This window comes from Massilia sp. Bi118 (assembly GCF_918697865.1).
In the GTDB taxonomy this organism is placed as follows: Bacteria; Pseudomonadota; Gammaproteobacteria; order Burkholderiales; family Burkholderiaceae_D; genus Telluria.
In genome coordinates this window covers 36,855-58,002 of the sequence record NZ_CAKKMV010000021.1, presented here as the reverse complement: position 1 = coordinate 58,002, position 21,148 = coordinate 36,855, and the positions used below count along the sequence as shown (strand labels likewise).

At 66.3% G+C, this 21,148-nt stretch carries 15 protein-coding genes; 2 read left to right on the top strand and 13 right to left on the bottom strand.

Annotated features, from left to right (window positions below; translation table 11 throughout):
* Positions 1 to 24: 24 nt before the first annotated feature.
* The 11 genes from LQV39_RS23870 to LQV39_RS23820 all read right to left on the bottom strand — a co-directional run bounded on the left by LQV39_RS23870 (position 25) and on the right by LQV39_RS23820 (position 16,506).
* Positions 25 to 888 carry a head GIN domain-containing protein gene (locus tag LQV39_RS23870; protein ID WP_230029680.1) on the bottom strand — a complete coding sequence of 288 codons (864 nt, stop codon included), beginning with the start codon at positions 886 to 888 and terminating at the stop codon, positions 25 to 27.
* 132 nt (positions 889 to 1,020) lie between these two features.
* Positions 1,021 to 2,136, bottom strand: a complete 1,116-nt coding sequence (locus LQV39_RS23865; protein ID WP_230029679.1) for an NADH:flavin oxidoreductase/NADH oxidase — start codon at positions 2,134 to 2,136, stop codon at positions 1,021 to 1,023.
* 54 nt (positions 2,137 to 2,190) lie between these two features.
* The gene (locus LQV39_RS23860) at positions 2,191 to 3,210 is read right to left on the bottom strand and encodes a succinylglutamate desuccinylase (protein WP_230029678.1); all 1,020 of its coding nucleotides are present in this window, start codon (positions 3,208 to 3,210) and stop codon (positions 2,191 to 2,193) included.
* A gap of 4 nt (positions 3,211 to 3,214) precedes the next feature.
* Positions 3,215 to 7,927 (bottom strand): NAD-glutamate dehydrogenase domain-containing protein, encoded by a 4,713-nt coding sequence (locus LQV39_RS23855; protein WP_230029677.1) that lies wholly within the window; start codon positions 7,925 to 7,927, stop codon positions 3,215 to 3,217.
* Between the two features lie 197 nt (positions 7,928 to 8,124).
* A complete protein-coding gene (astB, locus tag LQV39_RS23850; protein WP_230029676.1) occupies positions 8,125 to 9,468 on the bottom strand; it encodes an N-succinylarginine dihydrolase in 1,344 nt (447 codons plus the stop codon).
* Positions 9,461 to 10,939, bottom strand: coding sequence for a succinylglutamate-semialdehyde dehydrogenase (gene astD / locus LQV39_RS23845; RefSeq protein WP_230029675.1), 1,479 nt, complete (start codon positions 10,937 to 10,939; stop codon positions 9,461 to 9,463). Before astD ends, astB begins: the two co-directional genes overlap by 8 nt.
* Positions 10,932 to 11,978, bottom strand: a complete 1,047-nt coding sequence (gene astA, locus LQV39_RS23840; protein ID WP_230029674.1) for an arginine N-succinyltransferase — start codon at positions 11,976 to 11,978, stop codon at positions 10,932 to 10,934. The genes astD and astA overlap by 8 nt, the downstream gene beginning before the upstream one ends.
* A gap of 22 nt (positions 11,979 to 12,000) precedes the next feature.
* Entirely contained in the window at positions 12,001 to 13,044 is a 1,044-nt protein-coding gene (locus LQV39_RS23835) for an arginine N-succinyltransferase (protein WP_230029673.1), read from the bottom strand.
* A 61-nt stretch (positions 13,045 to 13,105) separates the two neighbouring features.
* Entirely contained in the window at positions 13,106 to 14,347 is a 1,242-nt protein-coding gene (locus tag LQV39_RS23830) for an acetylornithine/succinyldiaminopimelate transaminase (protein WP_230029672.1), read from the bottom strand.
* Positions 14,348 to 14,634: 287 nt separating this feature from the next.
* Positions 14,635 to 15,576: a GlxA family transcriptional regulator gene (locus LQV39_RS23825; RefSeq protein WP_230029671.1), complete on the bottom strand. Its 942-nt coding sequence runs from the start codon at positions 15,574 to 15,576 to the stop codon at positions 14,635 to 14,637.
* Positions 15,577 to 15,594: 18 nt separating this feature from the next.
* Positions 15,595 to 16,506 carry a DMT family transporter gene (locus LQV39_RS23820; RefSeq protein WP_230029670.1) on the bottom strand — a complete coding sequence of 304 codons (912 nt, stop codon included), beginning with the start codon at positions 16,504 to 16,506 and terminating at the stop codon, positions 15,595 to 15,597.
* Positions 16,507 to 16,616: 110 nt separating this feature from the next.
* Between LQV39_RS23820 and LQV39_RS23815 the strand changes: the two genes are divergently transcribed.
* Both LQV39_RS23815 and LQV39_RS23810 read left to right on the top strand, forming a co-directional pair.
* Positions 16,617 to 16,898, top strand: a complete 282-nt coding sequence (locus tag LQV39_RS23815) for a hypothetical protein (RefSeq protein WP_230029669.1) — start codon at positions 16,617 to 16,619, stop codon at positions 16,896 to 16,898.
* Between the two features lie 9 nt (positions 16,899 to 16,907).
* A complete protein-coding gene (locus tag LQV39_RS23810; RefSeq protein ID WP_230029668.1) occupies positions 16,908 to 17,741 on the top strand; it encodes an HDOD domain-containing protein in 834 nt (277 codons plus the stop codon).
* 476 nt (positions 17,742 to 18,217) lie between these two features.
* Here LQV39_RS23810 and secF read toward each other — a convergent pair whose 3' ends face one another.
* Together secF and secD are read right to left on the bottom strand one after the other, a co-directional pair.
* Positions 18,218 to 19,240, bottom strand: coding sequence for a protein translocase subunit SecF (gene secF / locus LQV39_RS23805; RefSeq protein WP_230029667.1), 1,023 nt, complete (start codon positions 19,238 to 19,240; stop codon positions 18,218 to 18,220).
* A 15-nt stretch (positions 19,241 to 19,255) separates the two neighbouring features.
* A complete protein-coding gene (secD, locus tag LQV39_RS23800) occupies positions 19,256 to 21,148 on the bottom strand; it encodes a protein translocase subunit SecD (RefSeq protein WP_230029666.1) in 1,893 nt (630 codons plus the stop codon).

Genomic DNA, 21,148 nt, shown 5'->3' with positions numbered 1-21,148 from the left:
AAAGCGGCCCGCGGGCCGCTTTTTTTAATTCAACATCTGCACGTGGTTGCCGCTCACCGAACGCTGCCCCGGATTGCCGTACACGCGGATGCCGCCCGAGCCGCCGTTCTGCGCGATCAGCGATTGCCGCACGTTGGCGGTGATGCCACCCGAGCCCGAGGACGAGAGGTCGGCCTGGTCGCTGGCCAGCTTGGCCAGGTCGAGGTGGCCGGAGCCGTTCGAACGCGCCGTCAGCGAGCGCACCGTGCCGCTCACATGCAGCTGGCCCGAGCCGTTCAGGTTGACGATCGCATAGTCGCCGGCTACCCGCCCGACTTCGAGGCGGCCGGAGCCGCTCATGGCCAGCTTGGCGCTGGCGCTCTGCAGGCGGCTGGCGTCGACACTGCCGGAACCGTTGTTGTCGACTTCCAGGCTGGCCACCTGGCCGGACAGGGACACCATGCCCGAACCGTTGCGGCGCACGGTCAGCGGAGAGCCGGACAGGCCCTCCACGGCGATGCGGCCGGAGCCGTTCTGGTGCAGGTCGGTCAGGCGCGGCACCGTGTAGATCACGTGCACCGGATTGCGGCTGCGGTAAGAGCGGTCGGTATAGATGTTCAGGGTGTCGCCGCGCACGTCGGTGCGGATCAGCGGCAGCAGGTTGCTGTCTGCCTCCACCACCAGCGAAGTGGCCGGGCCGACGCGCACGTCGACCACGATGGAACCATTCACGTCCAGGCCATTCACGGTGCCGACCGTCCGCTGGTCGCGCGCGGCGATGCCGTCGCCCTCGATCGTGTTGCCGTTGAACGGAGTCCGAACCGTGTAGTCGCCGTCCGCGCCGGGAGCGACGACGATGGCGCAGCCGCCGAGGGCGGCGAGGCAGGCGATGGCAAGCAGGGTACGCATGGTGGATGGCCTTTCTGTCTTCTTGTTTGAGATGATTCACTCTAACAAGTCAGGTTTCAGCCATCCCGCGCCATGCGACAAACTGCAAAAAATGCGGAACGAACGGTGACTGGCGAGGATTAGCGCGCTTCTTTATCGCTGTCCGAGCCGCGTATCGCCGAACAGATTCTTGAGTTCGTGCGGCTGCGAGCGCCAGTACTGCGGCGGCGCGCTTACGCTGGCGCCCAGCTCGGCCGCCGCATGCCAGGGCCAGCGCGGGTCGTACAGCATCGCGCGCGCCAGCGCCACCATGTCGGCCTGGCCGGTCTGGACGATGGTCTCGGCCTGCCTGGCTTCCGTGATCAGCCCCACCCCGATCACCGGCATCGTCGTCTGCTGGCGGATGCGGGCAGCGAACTCGATCTGGTAACCCGGCCCCACCGGGATCTTCTGCTGCGGCGACAGCCCGCCGCTCGACACGTGGATGAACTGGCACCCGCGCTTTTCGAGTTCCGCGGTCAAGGCCAGGCTCTGTTCCAGGTCCCAGCCGCCTTCGACCCAGTCGGTGGCCGAGATGCGCATGCCCACTACCATTTCCGGCGACACCGCCGCGCGGACCGCATCGAACACCTCCAATGGAAAGCGCATGCGGTTTTCGAGCGAGCCGCCATATTGATCGCTGCGCCGGTTGGCCAGCGGCGACAGGAACTGGTGCAGCAAATACCCGTGGGCGCCGTGGATCTCGATCGCGTCCAGGCCCAGGGCATCGGCACGGCGGGCAGCGGCGGCAAAGCCTTCCTTCACGCGTTGCAGGCCTTCCGCATCGAGCGCCAGCGGCACGGTCTCGCCCTGCGCGTGCGGGATGGCGGACGGCGCCACGGTCTGCCAGCCTCGCTGGTGGTCCACCGGGATATTCGCGCCGCCCTGCCACGGCACTTCGCTGGACGCCTTGCGGCCGGCGTGGCCGAGCTGGATTGCGATCTTGATCGGGGAGTGCCTGCGCATGGCGTTGATGACCGGCTCGAGCGAAGCCGCATGCTCGTCCGACCACAGGCCCAGGTCATCGGGCGAGATGCGCCCCTCCGGCGTGACCGCGGTGGCTTCGATGATCAGGAGGCCGGCGCCGGACAAGGCCAGGTGGCCGAGGTGGATCATGTGCCAGTCGGTCGCATGGCCTTCCGCGGCCGAGTACTGGCACATCGGTGCGATGGCGATGCGGTTGGGCAGGGCCAGCGGGCCGAGATTGATTGGTGAGAACAGCTTGCTCATGGAAATACCCCATTCGGTGGATGTTTGGTGGGCACACCGTGCCCACCAAAACGCTTATTTTGCCCGAACGACCATGATCCCGGCGCGCAGACCCACACGCACGTCCGGGTTGGGGAACACGACGAATTCCTCGTCATGCTTGACGGTGTAGACGGTATCGCCATCGGTGGCGATGGTCTCGCCCTTTTGCAGGGGCGTGAAGTTCTCGGTCTCTTTTCCGAAACTCATCCTGAATGCATCGGACAGCTTGGTGATCGACTGCGCGGTGTTGAACACCAACGGCGCAGCACCCTGCGGCGCAGGCTCGCCGCGCAGCAGCGCATGCAGGGCGGCGCTCATCGCCGCAAACTGCGACAGATCGTTCTGCCCCAGCGTGCCGATGCGGCCCAGCTCCACCGTGCTCGAGGCCGCGCCATGCTGCTCCGCGGTCCAGTACGAATAGGTGCCGGCCGACTTCGGGTTCATGATGACGGCCTCGATGCCGCCCTGCCCCAGCCATTCGATCAGCGCCTTGCGCGGTGCATCCGCAATCAGCTCCGGCACGATCGCAAACTGCGGATAGCGCGAAGCACGGATCGCCGTGTGCAGGTCGAGGTGCCAGCGCTGCGGACCGGCGCCGTCGAAGAAGTCACGAGTGGCCGCGATCAGCGTATCCGCCCTGCCCGCCTCGAAGGTGCCGGCAAGGTCGCCGCGGTCGAGACGGAACATGCGATTCAGGTCGGCGTCGATGAAGCGCTTGCCGACTGCGATCGCATCGATACTGCCGACGCACAGCATCAGGTCGACCTTCAAGGCCTGCGGCGTGCGTGACAGCGCCTCGACCGCATGCGCCACCATCTCGATCGGCCCGGTCTCGTCGCCGTGCACGCCTACCGACAGCAGCACGCTTGCGCGCGCGGTATCCAACTGCGCAGCCTGCGAGCCTTTCACGGTCAGCACGCCCTTGGCGGGCAGGCCGACCGTGAAACCGGCAGCGCGGAACAAATCCGCCACCTGACCGAAATCGGCTTGGGCCAGGGCCCGTACCGATTCCGGCAGCGCGTCAAAAGCGCTTTTGCTTACGCCGGTGCTCATCGCCTCAAGCCGCGATGCGTTCCGGGCTCGAACCTTCCGACAGCGACCAGACGTTCAGCATTGCCTGTTCGAGGTCGGTCGGCTGAGCGAAGCCGGTCAGGCCCATCGCGCCGGTGGTGTCACGCACCGCAGCCTGCATGTCGCCGGTCTGCTTCGTGCGTTCCAGCACGGTCAGCAGCAGGCGCTGCTGGGTGCGGCGCAGGGCCTGCATCGCGTAGTTGCGCAGCTGTTCCTGCGACTTGCTGGTGGCCGGCAGCTTCAGGCCGCGCTCCAGCGTGTCGATGCCGGAAGCGGCGCGCAGCACCATGCCGACTTGCAGGAACTCGGCCAGCGACATGCCGCCCGGACGCTGCACCGACACCGCGGCGAACAGGAAGGCGGCCAGCGATTCGACCGTGTCGATGGCCTTCCATGCCTGCACGAAGGACGGCGACAGGCCGGCGTGGGCGTCGGCATCCGACTTGGCCGGCATCAGGACGGCCAGTTGCTCCGGCTGCGAGAACAGGTTCGACAGCTCGGCCATGCCGCCGGCGCCGGCTTGTTCCGCCGGCAGCGACAGCACGCCTTCGATCACGGTGCGCAGCATCGCGCGGGTACGCGCGTCGACCGTCTGCGAGACGTCGCGCGGCACCTTCAGTGCGTCGGCGTCGAGCGCGTCGAACACCGGCGCCAGGTGCAGCGCCGACCAGGCCTGGCCCCAGGCCTTGACCACTTCGGCGTCGTCGATGCGGTGTTCCAGCGCCAGGTCGCGCAGCATCAGCGGACCGCAGCGGTTGACCGACTCGTTGGCCAGCACGGTCGCCAGGATGGCGTTGGCCAGCGGGTGATCCAGCGGCTTGCGGGTGGCGACCAGCTGTTCCGGGAAGTACGGACGCAGCACGGTCTCGGCCCACGGCAATTCCGTCAGCGGCAGCGCCGCCAGCACGCGCTTGAAGCGGTTCTTGACGTTGGCGATGACGACCGCCAGCTCCGGCGTGGTCAGGCCCAGGCCGAGCGCCTTGCGGCGAACGAGCTCGGTTTCCGACGGCAGCTGCTCCAGCTCGCGCGACACGGCCCCTTCGGCTTCCAGGCTGGCGATCAGGGCGGCATAGCCGTCGACGACAGCGCTGTTGGACTGCGCCTGGGCTTCGCGCACCAGCAGGTGGGTCTGCAGGGTGTTGTCGCGCAGGACCAGGTCTTCCACGGCGCCGGTCATTTCGTTCAGCACGCGGTTGCGGTCTGCTTCCGGCAGTTCGCCGGCATTGACCTCGGTGTCCAGCCAGATCTTGATGTTGACTTCGTGGTCGGAGCAATCGACGCCCGCCGAGTTGTCGATCGCATCGGTGAAGATGCGGCCGCCGGCCAGTGCGAATTCGATACGGCCGGCCTGGGTCGCGCCCAGGTTGCCGCCTTCGGCCACGACCTTGCAGCGCAGTTCATTGCCGTTGACGCGGATGTTGTCGTTGGCGCGGTCCTTCACCTGGGCGTGGGTCTCGCTGGACGACTTGATGTAGGTGCCGATGCCGCCGTTGTAGAACAGGTCGACCGGCGCCAGCAGGATACGGTGCATCAGTTCTTCAGGCGTCAGCGAGGTTTCCTGGATGTCGAGGGCCGCACGCACTTCAGGCGACAGCTCGATGTGGCGGGCGCTGCGCGGGAACACGCCGCCGCCCGTCGAGATCAGGCTCTTGTCATAGTCGTCCCAGGACGAACGTGGCAGCGCGAACATGCGCTCGCGTTCCTTGAACGAGACTTCGACGTCCGGCGTCGGATCCAGGAAGATGTGGCGGTGGTCGAAGGCGGCCAGCACCTTCAGCTGGCGCGACAGCAGCACGCCGTTGCCGAACACGTCGCCCGACATGTCGCCCACGCCGACCATGGTGATCGGGGTGGTGGCCATGTCGTGGCCCATTTCGTAGAAGTGGCGCTTGACGGCTTCGAAGGCGCCCTTCGCGGTGATGCCCATCTTCTTGTGGTCGTAGCCGTTCGAACCGCCCGAAGCGAAGGCGTCGCCCAGCCAGAAGCCGCGCGAGACGGCGATGCTGTTGGCGATGTCGGAGAAGGTCGCGGTGCCCTTGTCGGCGGCGACTACCAGGTACGGGTCGTCCTGGTCATAGCGCACGGTGGCGTTCGGCGGGACGATCTCGCCGCGCACGCGGTTGTCGGTCACTTCCAGCAGGCTGGCGATGAACAGGCGGTAGACTGCTTCGCCTTCGGCCGCTACCACTTCACGCACGGCGTCCTTCGGCATCTGCTTGCAGACGAAGCCGCCCTTCGAGCCGGCCGGCACGATCACGGCATTCTTGACCATCTGCGCCTTCACCAGGCCCAGCACCTCGGTGCGGTAGTCTTCCATGCGGTCCGACCAGCGCAGGCCGCCGCGGGCGACCGGGCCGCCGCGCAGGTGCACGCCTTCGAAGCGGCGCGAGAACACATAGATTTCGCGGAACGGACGCGGTTCCGGCACCAGCATCAGGTTGCTGGTGTTGAACTTGAAGATGATCTTCTCGCCGTCGTTCTGGAAGTAGTTGGTGCGCACGGTCGCCATCACCAGGTCGACCAGGGCGGCCATGATCTCTTCGGTGTCGGCGTGGTTGACCTTGGCCAGGCCGGCCTTCAGCTCGGCCAGCTTGGCGTTGCCGGAAGCGTGTTCGTCTTCCGACAGCGCCGGGTTGAAGCGCAGCTTGAAGCCTTCCACCAGTTCGCGCACCAGGCCGGCGCGCAGGCGCAGGGTTTCGGCCATGTAGCGGGTCGAGAACTTGCTGCCTGCCTGGCGCCAGTAGCTGATATAGGCGCGCACCAGCTGCACTTCGCGGGTCGACAGGCCGCCTTCGATGGTGAGGCCGTTCAGGCGGCCATCTTCGGCTTCATCGTTGAACAGGGCGGCGAACAGCTCTTCGGCAACGTCGGCGATGCCCGGCTTGGCCAGCTTCGCGGCGCTTTCCGCATCGACGATCAGGCTGGTCACGAAGTGGCGGGTGCCGTCATTGGTGGTGATGGCGAAGGCCTGCTCGCGGTCGATCGCGACGCCGGCGTTCTGCAGGGCCGGCAGGATGCGCGACAGCGAAGGCACGCTGCCGGTCGAGTACAGGCGCAGCGAAGCACCGCTTGCGGCATCGCTTTCGATGCGCACCGACACGTGGTTCGGCTTGCCGTTGTTGATCAGCGCGCACAGGTCGCGGAAGGCGACTTCCGGATTGGTGGCGGCCACGTAGTTGACCGGCAGGGTCGGCATCAGCTTGCGCAGCGCGTTGCGGGTCGGGACATCGGCGATGTCCTCGGTCAGCACGGTGTAGCGGTCATGCCAGCCGTCCAGCACGGCCAGCAGCGGCAACTGGATGTCGGTTTCGAGATCCAGCGGATTGCGCGCGGCTTCGGCGATCAGGTAGACGCGGGCCAGCGGGCCGTCGGCCACCATGGTCTGGGTGCGCACGTCGGTGGCGCCCGAGCTGTCCTTCAGGGCCTGGGCCAGCGAAGCCACCACGGCGGCGCTGTAGCGCTCGCGCGGCAGGTAGATCAGCACGTTCAGGTGGCGGGCGTAGACGTCGCGGCGCGCGAACACCTTGGCGCGCGGCTGCTTGTACAGCGAGACCACCGAGCTGCAGACCTGGGCCAGCCATTCCGGATCGGCTTCCAGCGCTTCGGTACGCGGCAGGGACTCCAGGATTTCGAGGAATTTCTCGGCGCGGAAGCCTTCTTGGCGCACGCCGGCGATGCCCAGCACCTTGGCCACGCGGCCGCGCGCGAAGGGCAAGCGCGCCAGCGGGGTCGAGGTGGCGGCGCGGGTGAACAGGCCGATGAAGCAGTGTTCGCCGATGGTGTTGCCCTGGGCGTCGGTGGCGCGCACGCCGATGAAGTCGAGCGGCTGGTCGCGGTGCAGGGTGCCGGCCACGTCGGCCTTCACGATCGACAGGGTTTCTTCGCGCTTGGAGAGGATCTCGAAGTCGCCCGGGATGTTCTGGATACTGGTCGCATACACCGGGTGCGAGGTGTCCTGCAGCACGCCGATGCGGCTCGGGATGTCGCGTTCAAGTTCGCGCACACCCGGCTTGACGAAGTAGTAGGCATAGCCGAAGGGCTCGAAGCCTTCGTTCTTGGCCCACTCGAGGAAGGCGGCGACTTCCTGGCCGGAGGGCGTGCCCTGGGCTGCTGCAGCGGCGGCGACGGCGCTCATGCGGTCGCCCATGGCGACGGCGTCGCGGTGCACGACGGCGGCGTCGCGCGCCACCATCTGGATGCGGCCGATCAGCGCGTCCAGCTCATCCTGCGGCAGGTCTTCGGCCAGCAGGCAGAGCACGTAGGATTCCAGCGGGGCGCCGGCTTCGCCGACCGAGACCACGGCGCCATTCGCGTCGCGGCGTACCGGCAGCACGGCGTTCATCACGCCCGAGGCCACCACGCGCTGGCGGCGCAGCGCCATCACGAAGGAGTCGACCAGGTAAGGCATGTCCTCGTTGAGGATCAGGAGAGCGGTCGACATGCCGCAGCGGCCGTCGGTGTAGCGCATTTGCGCGATCTGGCAGCCCGGCGTGGTGCGTTGCGCGACCTGGGCGAAGCCGTCCTGCAGGATCGCCGCCAGGCTGTCGGGCGAAACGCCGGCCAGGTCCTCGTCGTCGAGGGAACCGAGCCAGGCGCCGATCAGGGCGCTCACCTGTTCGGTGGGCTTGTTGTCCGCAGTTTTCTCGTTAACCAGGGCGAGCGTACGGGAACGCAGGTCCGCAGGCAGTGCTTTATTCATTTGCTTCTCCAGAGCTGATAGTTGTGCCAGGTCCGCCGCGGCTTGTGGCCACGCGTCCTCCGGCTTATGCGGACGGGGTTGTCCCGTCCAGATTCAGTGCTTCCTTATCCCGAAAGCTAATCCGCTATTAGAACATGCCGCGCAGTCGATGCGGGCGTATTTGGTATCCAAGCGGCAACACTCCGGGGCCGGTGTTGCTAATTCAGTTCGTACAGTCCAGGCAGGCCGAGCAGGCGTTCCAGCTCTTCCAGCGCGGTCGCGCATTCGATAGCCAGCTGCGGGTCGGCCAGGTCCTTGGGCTCGACGTGGTCGCGGTAGTGGCGCTCGACCCAGGGCACGAGTTTCGCGTACAGGTCTTCGGTCATGATCACGCCCTGGTGCATCGCGGCCGCTTCAATGTCGGTCAGCGCCACGCGCAGGCGCAGGCAGGCAGGACCGCCGCCGTTGCGCATGCTCTGGCGCAGGTCGAATTCGATCAGCTCGTCGATGGCGCTGCCGCCCGCAATCAGGCTGTCCAGGTAGCGCGAAACAAAGGCGTTCTCGCGGCACTCGTGCGGCACCACCAGCGCCATACGGCCATCCGGCTTGGACAGCAGCTGGCTGTTGAACAGGTAGCTGGCCACCGCATCGGCGACCGGCACCATGTTCGTATCGACGCGCACCGCCTGCAGGTCCGCGCCGACGCCGGCCATGGCGCGCCGCAGCGCGTCCAGGGTGCCGGCTTCATTGGCGAAGGCCTGCTCGTGGTAGAACAGCACATTGCCGTTGCCGACCGCGATCACGTCGTTGTGGAACACCCCCTGGTCGATCACGTCCGGATTCTGCGAAGCGAACACCGTGCGCGCGCTATCGAGACCGTGCAGGCGGGCGATGGCTTGCGAAGCTTCCAGGGTCTGGCGCGCCGGGTATTTTTTCGGGCTCGGTGCGGACGGGTCGAACTCGACCTTCCCATAGACGAAGAACTCGACGCCCGCGGCGCCGTGGGCGCTGGCAAAGCGCGTGTGGTTGGCCGCGCCTTCATCGCCGAAGGCCGGGGTCGACGGCAGCGGCTCGTGCACGACGAAGCAATCGCTGTTCGCGAACAGCGCGCGCAGGGTGCGGGTCGACTGGATGTGCTCTTCGGCGCGGTGCAGCTTGTTGTTCAGGTTGGCGGCGGTGAAGTGCACGCGGCCGTCCGCGGTATCGCTCGAGGGGCTGACGGTGGCGGCATTGGCGGTCCACATCGGCGATGCGGAATAAGCGCAGGCCAGGATCACCGGCGCTTCGCGCCAGGCCTGGGCCAGCACGTCCGCATCCGTCCCGCTGAAACCGAGGCGGCGCAGCAGGCGGAAGTTCGGGCGCGCCTGCGGCGGCAGCACGGCTTGCGCGAAGCCGCGCGCGGCCAGTTCGCGCATCTTGGCCAGGCCCTGCAGGGCGGCCTGCCTCGGGTTCGAGGCGCTCTTCACGTTGTTGAAGGAGGCGACGTTGCCGAAGGAGAGGCCGGCGTAGTTGTGCGAGGGGCCGACCAGGCCATCGAAGTTGAATTCGCGGGCGTTACGCATCTTGGAAGCTCAGTCCAGGCGACAGTTTGGCGGGCATTTCCAGCACCGAGGTTTCGATCGAGGCAACCGGGTAGGCGCAGTAGTCGGCCGCGTAGTAGGCGCTCGGGCGGTGGTTGCCCGATTTACCGACGCCGCCGAAAGGCGCCGAGCTGGCCGCGCCGGTGGTCGGGCGGTTCCAGTTCACCACGCCGGCCCTGGCCTTGATGGCGAAGCGCTTCCACAGCTCTTCCGAGGGCGACAGCAGCGCGGCGGCCAGGCCGAATTCGGTGGCGTTGGCGACCTTGATCGCGGAATCAAAATCCTGCACGCGCACGATCTGCAGCAGGGGGCCGAACCATTCCTCGTCCGGGATGCCTTGCGCATCGGTGACGTCGACGATGCCGGCAGTGACGAAGCCGGCATTCGGATCGAGCTGGCGCATCTGCAGCAGCACCTTGCCGCCCTTCTCTTCCATCATCTGCTGGGCTTCGACCAGGCGCTTGGCCACCTGCGCGGAGACCACAGGGCCCATGAAGGGCTGCGGCTCGGCGTTCGAGGGGCCGACCACCAGCCTGGCGGCGACTTCGACCAGGCGATCGATGAAGGCTTGTCCCTCCGGGGTGTCGTGCACGATCAGGCGGCGCGCGCAGGTGCAGCGCTGGCCGGCCGAAATAAACGCCGACATCACGGCGTGGTGCACGGCTGGGTCAATCTCTTTTACGTCCCACACCACCAGCGGATTGTTGCCGCCCATTTCCAGCGCCAGCATCTTGCCCGGCATGCCGCCGAACTGTTTATGCAGCGCGGCGCCGGTCTGGCTGGAACCGGTGAACAGGATGCCGTCGACGTCGTCGTTGGCGCCCAGCGCCATGCCGGTCTCGCGGCCGCCGTTGACCAGGTTCAGCACGCCCTTCGGCAGGCCGGCCTGTTCCCACAGCTGGACCGTGCGCACGGCGGTGCGCGGCGCGAATTCGCTGGGTTTGAAGACGACCGTGTTACCGGCGATCAGGGCCGGCACGATGTGGCCGTTCGGCAGGTGGCCGGGGAAGTTGTAGGGGCCGAACACGGCGAACACGCCATGCGGGCGGTGGCGCAGCACGGCATTGCCGTCGGCGACCTTGCTGGCGACCTCGCCGGTGCGCGCGCCGAAGGACTGCACCGAGATGTCGACCTTGTTGGCCATGGTCGTGACTTCGGTGCGGGCTTCCCACAAGGGCTTGCCGACTTCCTCGGCGATGATCGCGGCCAGTTCCTCGTTGTGCTCCTTGAGCAGGTCGCGGAAACGCTGGCAGATGGCGACGCGCTGCTCGAGCGGGGTCAGGGCCCAGTCTTCGAAGTGCTCGCGGGCGGCCTGCACGGCGCGCGCCACGTCTTCTTTCGAGGATTCCTTGCTGGTCCAGGTCTGGCGGCCGGTGGACGGATCGATCGTGACCAGCTCCTGGCCACTGCCGGCGAGCCACTCGCCGTTGATGTAGTTGGAGAGATTAGCCATGCGAATTTTTCCTTACATTGAGTGACAGCGTGCGCACCGGGTCGCCCGCCTGGCAATGCAGCAGCTGCAGTTCGCGTACGTTCAGCGCGACCTTGGCGCCGCCGCGCATTAGGTCCGACTCGGTTTGCGTGAGGATCATGCGGAAATCCTCGAGTTTCGTGTTCGAGACCAGGGTGATGTCGCACTCGCCTTCCGGAACGCCCTCTTCCGCCACGGTCGCCACGCTGTCGCGCACCGCGCGCAGCTCGGACACGCGGCCCTGCAGCACCGGACCGGCGTCGAAGATGTCGACGTAACCCTCGTAGTGCATGCCTTCCTGCTCCAGCAGCTTGCGCGCCGGGAGCGTGGAGCGGTGCACCTGGCCGATCACGGCCTGCGCGTCTTCCGGCAGGTAGTCCACGTACAGCGGCTGGCGCGGCATCAGTTCGGCGATGAAGGACTTCTTGCCGAGCGCGGTCAGGCCGTCGACGTGGTCGAAATCCATCTTGAAGAAGTGGCGGCCCAGGCCTTCGTAGAAGGGCGAGGTGCCGTCGTCGAGCTGGAAGCCGCGCATCTCGGCGATGATCTTCTCGGTGAACAGCTGCTGGAACTGGGCGATGAACAGGAAGCGGCTCTTCGACAGGAACTTGCCGTTGTGGCCGGTGCGGTATTCCGGCATCAGGAACAGCGAGCACAGTTCGCTCGACCCGGTCAGGTCGTTCGACAGGTAGAGCGTGTCCATGCGCGTGAACACGCCGAGTTCGCGGCTGGAGTGGACCAGGGTGCCGATGCGGTAGTTATAAAAGGGCTCGGTCAGGCCGACCGCGCCCTTGATGGCGCATACGCCGGACAGGCGATGGTTGGCGGTGTCCTCCATCACGAACATGTAGTCGCGCTTTTCGGGCGGGATGGTCTGGGCGAAGGAGGCGACGGCGGTTTCGACGCGCTCGCCGAGCATCGCGCGGTCCGGCTTCAGGGTCGTCATGCCGCTGCCGACCTGGCGCGCCATCTCGATCAGGGGATCGATGTCGTCGAGGGTGATTGCGCGAATTACGAGCATGGATTCCTCTAGGGTAGATGCGTCAGATGCGCACGCAGATGACGTTGTCGCCGGGCGCGACGCCAAGCGCCTGCTGGGCCCAGGCGGGCAGGCACAGCGACTCGCTGCTGTCGGCCGGCGCGCAGGCCACGACGATGGCGCGGAACTTGCGCTCGCTGCTGGCCACGGCGTAGTCGACCAGGGCGTCCGGCGCGGCGGCCGGCTGGTCCTGGGTCGCCACGCGGCGCACCATCGCGCTGCGGAAGGAGCGCAGCGCGTTCTTGTGCGCCTGCAGGATCGGGCCGCCGTCGAAGATGTCGATGTACTCGTCGGCTTCGAAGCCCTCTTCCGTCAACAAATCGAAGGCCAGCTGGCCGCTCGGGTGGATCTGGCCGAGCGCCGCCTGCGCCGGGCCGGGCAGCAGCGGCACATACACCGGGTAGTGCGGCATCAGCTCGACGATCAGGGTGCGGTTGCGGGCGCCGCCGATGGTGCGCTCGGCATCCAGGAAGTCCATCTTGAAGAACTTGCGGCCCAGCGCATCCCAGAACGGCGACTGGCCGTCGTCGTCGGTGACGCCGGCCAGCGGCACGAAGAAGCGGTCGCCGAAGCGGTGTGGCGCCAGCACCGAATACAGCAGGCGGGCGCGCGACAGCAGGGCCGCTTCGTGGGCGGCGCTGTCGCTTTGGCGGACGCTCTGGCTGATGAAGAAGCCGGACAGCTGCGAGTAGGCGGTCAGCTCCGAGCACAGGGTCAGGGCGTGCACGCTGTGGCTGATGTTCAGGTCGCGCGAGACCTGCTGGATCACGTCGTTGCGGAAGGCGAAATAGGTGCCGTTCGAGCCGGCCGAGGCGTGGATCGCGGCGGTGCCGGCCAGCTCGCGCGTGGCGAGGTCCTCCAGCACGAACAGATAGGTTTCCTCGCTGGGGATGTCGACGTGGGCCGCGAAGGACGCGACCGAGCGCTCGACCAGGGCGGCGATCTTCTCGCGCGTGCGCGGCAGGGTATGCACTCCCGGCATGGAGGCGGCCAGCAGCGTCTCGAGGGCGCCGACATCCGCGGGCTCTACCGGACGGACAACATACATGGGAACTCCCGATCTTGGGTCGGACAAGCCGGCTGCACACGCAGCCGGCCGGATGGACAGCTTAGCCGGCGATGAAGGCTTCGGCGGCGTCGCGCATGATGCGGTCGGCTTCGATCAGCTGCTCGTCCGAGACCACCAGCGCGGGCGCCAGGCGCACCACGTCCGGGCCAGCGATCAGCAGCATCAGGCCCAGCTTCTCGGCGGTCTTGGTGTAGTCCTTGGCGCGTCCCTTGAAGCCTTCGGCCATCGGCAGGCCGATCAGGAGGCCCTTGCCGCGCGGCTTGCCGAACAGCTGGGGGAAGTCGTTCGACAGCTTTTCCAGCTGGGCGAACAGCTTGGCGCTGGCTTCGTTCACGCGCGCCAGGAAGGACGGCTGGTTGATCTGCTCGACCACGTTCAGGGCGACGGTCGCGGCCAGCGGGTTGCCGCCGTAGGTGGTGCCGTGCGAGCCGACGTTGAAGTGCTGCGCGATCTCGTCGGTGGTCAGCATGGCGCCGATCGGGTAGCCGTTGCCCAGGGCCTTGGCCGAGGTCAGGATGTCCGGGGTCACGCCCACGTTCATGTAGTCGTACAGGGCGCCGGTGCGGCCCACGCCCGACTGCACTTCGTCGAACACCAGCAGGGCGCCGGTCTTGTCGCAGAGTTCGCGCAGCGCTTTCAGGAAGTCGATGTCGCCCGGGATCACGCCGCCCTCGCCCTGGATCGGCTCGACGATCACGGCGGCCACGTCGTCGGTGATGGCGGCGCGCGCCGACTCGATGTCGTTGTAGCTGATGTGGTTGATTTCCTGCGGCAGCGGCTCGAAGCCTTCGGTGTACTTCGGCTGGCCGCCGACCGAGACGGTGAACAGGGTGCGGCCGTGGAAGGACGACAGGCAGGACACGATGCGCGACTTGTGCGGGCCGAACTTGGTGTGCGCGTACTTGCGCGCCAGTTTCAGGGCGGCTTCGTTGGCTTCGGCGCCGGAATTGCAGAAGAAGGCGCGGTCGGCGAAGGTGGCGGCGGTCAGGATGGATGCCAGGCGCAGCACCGGCTCGTTGGTGTAGCCGTTACCGAGGTGCCACAGGGTGTTGACCTGGCGCGTGATGGCGTCGACCAGCAGCGGGTTGCAGTGGCCGAGGCTCGAAACGGCGATGCCGGAAGTGAAGTCGAGGTAATGCTTGCCTTCCTGGTCCCACACATCGAGACCGGCGGCGCGCACCGGCACCATGGCGGCAGGGGCGTAGGTCGGGACGAGGACCTCGTCGAAAGTCTGGCGTGTGACAGGCAGCGAAGTGACACCCGATTCGAGCTTAGCATTCATGACGTTCTTCCTCATCCAAATAAGAGTCGCGCGAACTCCAGCAGCCGCGCCGAGCGCCCCATTATAAAAAGGCCACCCTTGCAGTTCTTTTCAAACTGCGACAGGCATTTTCATTTTTGGACGAGCAACATTTGCGCTATCTCAAGCAAAATTCGGGGTCAGCAAAATTCGGGGTCAGAGCACTTTAATTTGTGAACTTCTTTAAACGCACCCGGGATTGCCTGGGAAGACCAGGCTTCCTCTGCGATCATGTCAAGAAAAATGGACCTGACCCCGAAGTAAGGAAATTACTCGGCGAGTTTGCGCTGGCGTTCTTCGCGCGGGGTGTTGCCGAACTGGGCACCGAAGGCGGTGGAGAAGTGGGAGCCGGAGGAAAAACCGCACATCAGGCCGACCTGTACGATGGAGTGGTTGGTGTCGCGCAGCAGCTGGCGGGCGCGCTTCAGGCGCAGTTCGAGGTAGTAGCGCGAAGGCAGGCTGCCCAGGTATTGCTTGAACAGGCGCTCCAGCTGGCGCCGCGAAATGCCGGCCAGCTGGGCGATGTCGTCGGTCGAGAGCGGCTCTTCGATGTTGGCTTCCATCAGCGTCACGGCCTCGGTCAGCTTGGGCTGCAGCACCCCGAAGCGGGCCTGCAGGGCCACGCGCTGGCGCTCTTCCTGGCCGCGCACGCGGTCCACGCAGAGGATTTCCTTGACCTGGGCCTGGACCGTGGCGCCGAACAGGATGTCGACCAGGGTCAGCGCGAAGTCGATGCTGGCGCCGCCACCGCAGCAGCTCAGGCGCGCGCCGTCGATTTCATACAGATGGGGGCTCAGCATGGACTGGTCGGCGATGGCGTCGGCGTCCGGGTACAGCGACCAGGGCAGCGCGGTGCGTGCGCCGTGGAAGGCGCCGGCCTCGGCCAGCCACAGCACGCCGGCGCCGACGCCGCCCCAGCAGGGCGCGGCGCGGCAGCGCTGGGACAGCAGGCGCATGTTGGCGGGGCGCAGGCCGGCTTCGGCTTCGTCGGCGACCAGCAGCACCAGGTGCCAGTGGCGCTGGGCGTCGCCGGCGAATTTGTCCGGGCTGCGCACGTCGACGATCAGGCGCTCCGGCCCCACCATCTTGGCCGCCAGGCGCAGCGGCTGCACGATGCCGGACCAGGTCAGGGAATCCGGCTCGCCGGCATTCACCAGCAGCACACGCAGCGGCGCTTCCCGCGCGAGGCTGGACAGTTCAGCGGGCTGCATGTGGGCGGATCAGGGTCATCACTCGGGGGCGAGCGCGGCGGCAGGCCGGCTCTCGGCATTCCATTGACTGACAATCATACCGGAGATCAACAGCGCCGCGCCCAGCCAGCCGCGGGCCGTCATCGCCTCGCCCAGCCAGAAGTAGCCGAAGAAGGCCGCCGCGCCGGGCTCGAAGGCGTAGATCACGGCCGCCTCGTTGGCGGTGGTGCGCGACTGGCCCCAGACCTGCAGCGAGATGATGGCGGCGGTGCAGACCACGCCCAGGTAGGCGAAATTCGGCCAGTAGGCCAGCAGGTTGCCGCCGATGTAGCGCCAATAATTGCCGCCGTCCTCGAGCACGCCGAAGCCGCGCGGCGCCTCGCGCAGCAGAAGCCACACGGCCGCGCAGACGGCCACGGTGCCGATCTGCGCCGCCGTCACGCTCAGCAGTCGTTTGGCGGTGCGGGTGCGGATTTCCATGAGCTTGACGTAGGCGCCGAAGCAGAAGGCGCCCAGCAGGGCCAGGGTATCGCCGGTGCCCCAGGCGCCGCCGTCCCAGCACAGCGCCGCCAGGCCGGCCACCGCCAGCACCAGCGCGAACACGATGCGGCGCTCCGGCAGGCGCCCGCCAAGCACGCCCAGCAGCGGCACCACCAGCACATTCAGGCCGGTGATGAAGGCATTGCGGTTCGAGCTGGTGAGCGCGAGGCCCTCGACCTGGAACAGGTAGCAGAAGAACAGGACCATGCCCAGCAGCACACCGGAGCGCAGGTCGCTCAAATGGGCGCGCCACAGGAAAGGCGACAAAATCAGCACCGCGAGGGCAAAGCGCGTCAGGATGATCCACACCGGCGAGAAGGTCGCGGTGAGATCTTTCATGGCGGGGAAGGTCGTGCCCCACACGAGAACGACGAGGATGAGGGCGGCAATGCCGCGCAGTTGCTGGGTCATGGGGCAATATGGTACCTGCCCCGGCCATAAAACGCGAATGCCGGCGCCGAGCCGCAGAGGCGCGCAGGCCGCTATAATCCGTGCATGACCAAGGAAAGGAAAACCGACTCGTGAAAACTGCCCTGCTCGACGGTAAAAAGCCGCCCCATTTCGACAAGCACATCATCGGCAACATCCTGCTCGATGTCGCCCCGGCCGACGAGGTGCGCAAGGAAAAGATGCTGATCGGCGTGCGCAACGACGCCGGCGAGATCTACCGCCTGATCGGCGCGACCAAAGTCAACAGCTTCATGAACGCGGTCGAGGAACTGTTCGACCTGGGCCTGGTCGATGAACTGCAAGACACGGAAGAGCCGCGCGACGGCTGCGACGCGATCTTCAGCGAACCCTGATATTTCCCCATGGACAGACTCGACGCTCTCAAGAGCATCGCCGCGCAGGCCGGGCGCGGCGAGCTGGCCTTTCCCACCCACGTCAACGCCACGCTCAAGCTGCAGCGCGCGCTGAGCGATCCCGACTGCCACGTCGAGGAAGCCGCGCGCCTGGTGCAGGCCGAGCCGCTGCTGGCCGCGCGCACCGTGGCCATCGCCAACTCGGCCGCCTACAACCGTGCGGGCAATGACGTCACGAATGTCCGCGCCGCCGTGCAGCGGGTGGGCTTCCGCACGCTGGGCGCGCTGGCCGCGTCCGTGATCGTGCGCCAGCTGGCCAGCGGCGTCACCGACCCACTGCTGCGCGCCAAGGCCGACCAGCTGTGGCAGCACTCGGCCAACGTCGCCGCGCTGGCGCTGGTGATCGCGCGCCGCGTCTCCTTCGTCGACCCGGACACGGCGATGTTCGCCGGCATCGTGCACGAGGTCGGCGGCTTCTACCTGCTGTCACGCGCGGCCGAATTCCCCGGCCTGCTGGACGGCGGCGCCGACGAATGGATCGAATACGGCCAGGTCGACATCGGCCGCGGCGTCCTGCTCAAGCTGGGCGTCCCCGGCCCGGTGATGGATGCGATCGAAGCCCTGTGGAACGGCATGCGCGCGCTGCCGCCGGAAACCCTCGGCGACACCCTGATGCTGGCCAAGGACCTGGCGCCCATCCCCTCCCCCCTGCTCGAGCGTCCGGGTTTCAGCCCGGCCCAGGCCAACGCCACCATCGATTTCGCGGTCGGCGACGGCACCCTGGCGCTGATCCTGCAGGAGTCGGAAGAGGAAGTGCGCAGTCTGGTCAACGCGCTGAACTGACCTGATTTCAAGAGCGTCGAACAAAGACCTCAGGGCAAGGCGCACCGTCGAAGACAGTACGTGAGTACGGCGAGACGGTGCAACGCCGCCATGAGGGCTTTGTTCGGCGCTCAAAAAAACGCCCGCTACGAGAGCGGGCTAAGTCCAAAACTAGGGATGTCCTGAAAGAGACAGCTCCATATTAGTTCCGTGAATCGAAACACTCTGTGCGCGAACTCACATTTTGTTAAATCTTTTAAGATGACGCTTAAAACAACTCAGCAATACATCCTGTTTTAGATCAGCACAAAAAAAACCCGCTCCAGCGGAGCGGGTGAAGTCCAAAACTAGGGATGTCCTGAAAGAGACAAGTCCATCTTAAGTCCGCCTTAAGAACACCTCTGTGCGGTGCTTCACTTATAGAAGAAATCGTACGCAATCAACAAAAAAGCCGCCAACGGCCGGAGCCGGAGGCGGCTTTTCTGTATTGACGAGTCTTAGACGACGGCGCCGTCGGTCTCGTCGCGTTCCTTGATCGGCTTGATCAGGTCTTCGCGTTTGACGCCCAGCCACTTGGCGATGGCGGCCGCCACGAACACGGACGAATAGATACCGAACAAGATGCCGATGGTCAGCGCGACGGCGAAGTAATGCAGGGCCTGGCCGCCGAAGAACAGCATCGACAGCACCATCATCTCGGTACAGCCGTGGGTGATGATGGTACGCGAGATGGTGCTGGTGATCGCGTGGTCGATGACCTCGGTCACGCTCATCTTGCGCTGCTTGCGGAAGGTTTCGCGGATCCGGTCGAAGATCACGACCGATTCGTTGACCGAGTAGCCCAGCACCGCCAGCACCGCCGCCAGCACGGTCAGCGAGAATTCCCACTGGAAGAAGGCGAAGAAGCCCAGGATGATCACGACGTCGTGCAGGTTGGCGATGATCGCCGCCACCGCGAACTTCCATTCGAAGCGCACGGCCAGGTAGATCACCACGCCCACCACCACCATGATCAGGGCGTTCAGGCCATTTTGCGCCAGCTCTTCGCCGACCGAGGGGCCGACGAATTCGACGCGCTGCAGGTGCACCGCCTCGGCGCCGGCCGCGGTCATGCAGCTGGCGCGGGTGACGGTCTCACCCTTCTCGGTGGTCTGCTGGACCTGCTTGCTCGTGCCGTTCTCGGCCGCGCACAGGGCGTTGAAGACCGTGGTCGATGCGGTTGCGCCCGGCAAGTCCTTGCGCAGCGGCAGGCGCATGATGACGTCCTGGGCCGAGCCGAAGCTGGTCACTTCCGGCTGTTCATAGCCCAGCTTTTCCAGGCTGCGGCGGATTTTCTCCTGGTCCGCCGCATGTGGGTAGCGCAGCTCCATGGTGGTGCCGCCGGTGAATTCCACCGAGAAGTGCAGCGGCTTGGTGATCAGGAAGAACACCGCGGCAACGAAGGTCAGCGCCGAAATCACGTTGAAGATCAACGCATGGCGCATGAACGGGATGTCCCGTTTAATCTTGAAAAATTCCATGTCTTTCCTCGCTGCTTATTTCTTGGCCGCGGACTTGGCGCCCGCCGCGGTGATGCCCGGTTCCCAGACGGTACCGATGGCGATCTTGCCCAGCTTTTTCTTGCGGCCGTACCAGAGGTTCACCACGCCGCGCGAAAGGAACACGGCCGAGAACATCGAGGTCAGGATGCCCAGGCAGTGCACGACCGCGAAGCCGCGCACCGCACCCGAACCGAACACCAGCAGGGCCAGGCCGACGATCAGGGTGGTCACGTTGGAGTCCAGGATGGTCGCCCAAGCGTGGCTGAAGCCGGCCGCGATCGCCGCCTGCGGCGTGTTGCCCGCTCGCAGCTCCTCGCGGATGCGCTCGTTGATCAGCACGTTGGCGTCGATTGCCATACCCAGCGCCAGCGCGATTGCGGCAATGCCCGGCAGGGTCAGCGTGACTTGCAGCATCGACAGGATGCTCAGCAGGAACAGCAGGTTACAGGCCAGCGCCACCACGCTGAAGAAGCCGAACAGCTGGTAGTAGATGATCATGAAGATCGCGATCGCCACGAAGCCCCACACGGTCGAGTGCAGGCCCTTGGCGATGTTCTCGGCGCCCAGCTGCGGGCCGACCACGCGTTCCTCGATGAACTCCATCGGCGCCGACAGCGCGCCGGCGCGCAGCAGCAGGGCCAGCTCGGCGGCTTCCTGCGGGGTGCGCATGCCGGTGGTGCGGAAGTTCGCGCCGAATTCGCCCTGGATGGTCGCCACCTGCAGCACGGTGTACTTGCCCTTTTCCTTCAGCAGGGTGGCCATGCGCTTGCCGGTGCGTTCGCGGGTCATGGCGCGCATGGCGCGGCCGCCTTCGGCGTTCAGCTCGATGTTCACGGCCGGACGCTGGTTCTCGTCGAAGCCCGGCGTCGCGCTGATGATCGACTTACCGGTCACCACGGCGTCCTTCGACACCACCACCGGCACGTCGCGGCCCTGGGTGAACAGTTCCGAGTTCAGCGGAATCGCGGCGCTCAGTTCGGTGCCCGGGGTGATGCTGTCGTCGGTGATGCGATATTCCAGCGTGGCGGTGCGGCCGATGATGTCCTTCGCGTGGGCGACGTCCTGCACGCCTGGCAGCTGCACGACGATGCGGTCGCGGCCCTGCTGCTGGATCACCGGCTCGGTGGTGCCGAGTTCGTTGATGCGCTTGCCCAGGGTGCTGATGTTCTGCTTCACGCCCTCATCGACGGCTTTTTGCAGCGCGTCCGGCTTCAGGGTCACGACCAGCTTCAGGTCGGTGCCGTCGGCGGCTTCGGCAAAGGCCAGGTCGGGGTTGGCGTTGGCCAGCACGCTGCGCGCCTTGGCGCGCGTTTCGGCATCGCGGAAGCGGATCTCGACGCGGTCGCCGACGCGGTCGATGCCGGCGTGGCGCACGTTCTGGTCGCGCAGCTGGGTGCGGGCCGAAGACACGATGCCCTTGACGCGCGATTCCAGGATTTCCTTGGCGTTGACCTGCAGCAGGAAGTGCACGCCGCCGCGCAGGTCCAGGCCCAGGTTCATCGCCTGTGCGCCCAGCTTCTGCATCCAGACCGGGGTGTTCTTCGCCAGGCCGACGGTGACGATGTAGTCGGGGTCGGCCTGGTCGCGGTTCAGGTCGCGCTCGAGGGCCAGCTTGGCCTTGAACTGGGCGTCGGTGCTGGCGAAGCGTGCGCGCACGGCGCTGGTGTCGCCGGTACCTTCCAGGCTCACCGCTTCAGGCGGGAGACCGTCGCGCGTGAGCGCCTCGGTGACCGTGCGAACGGTGTCGCTGTTGACCTTGACCGTCGCTTTCGAGGTCGTGACCTGCAGCGCCGGCGAGTCGACGAAGTAGTTCGGCGCCGTGTACAGCAGGCCAAGCAGCACTGCCGCGAGGATCAGTATGTACTTCCAGAGGGGATAGCGATTCAT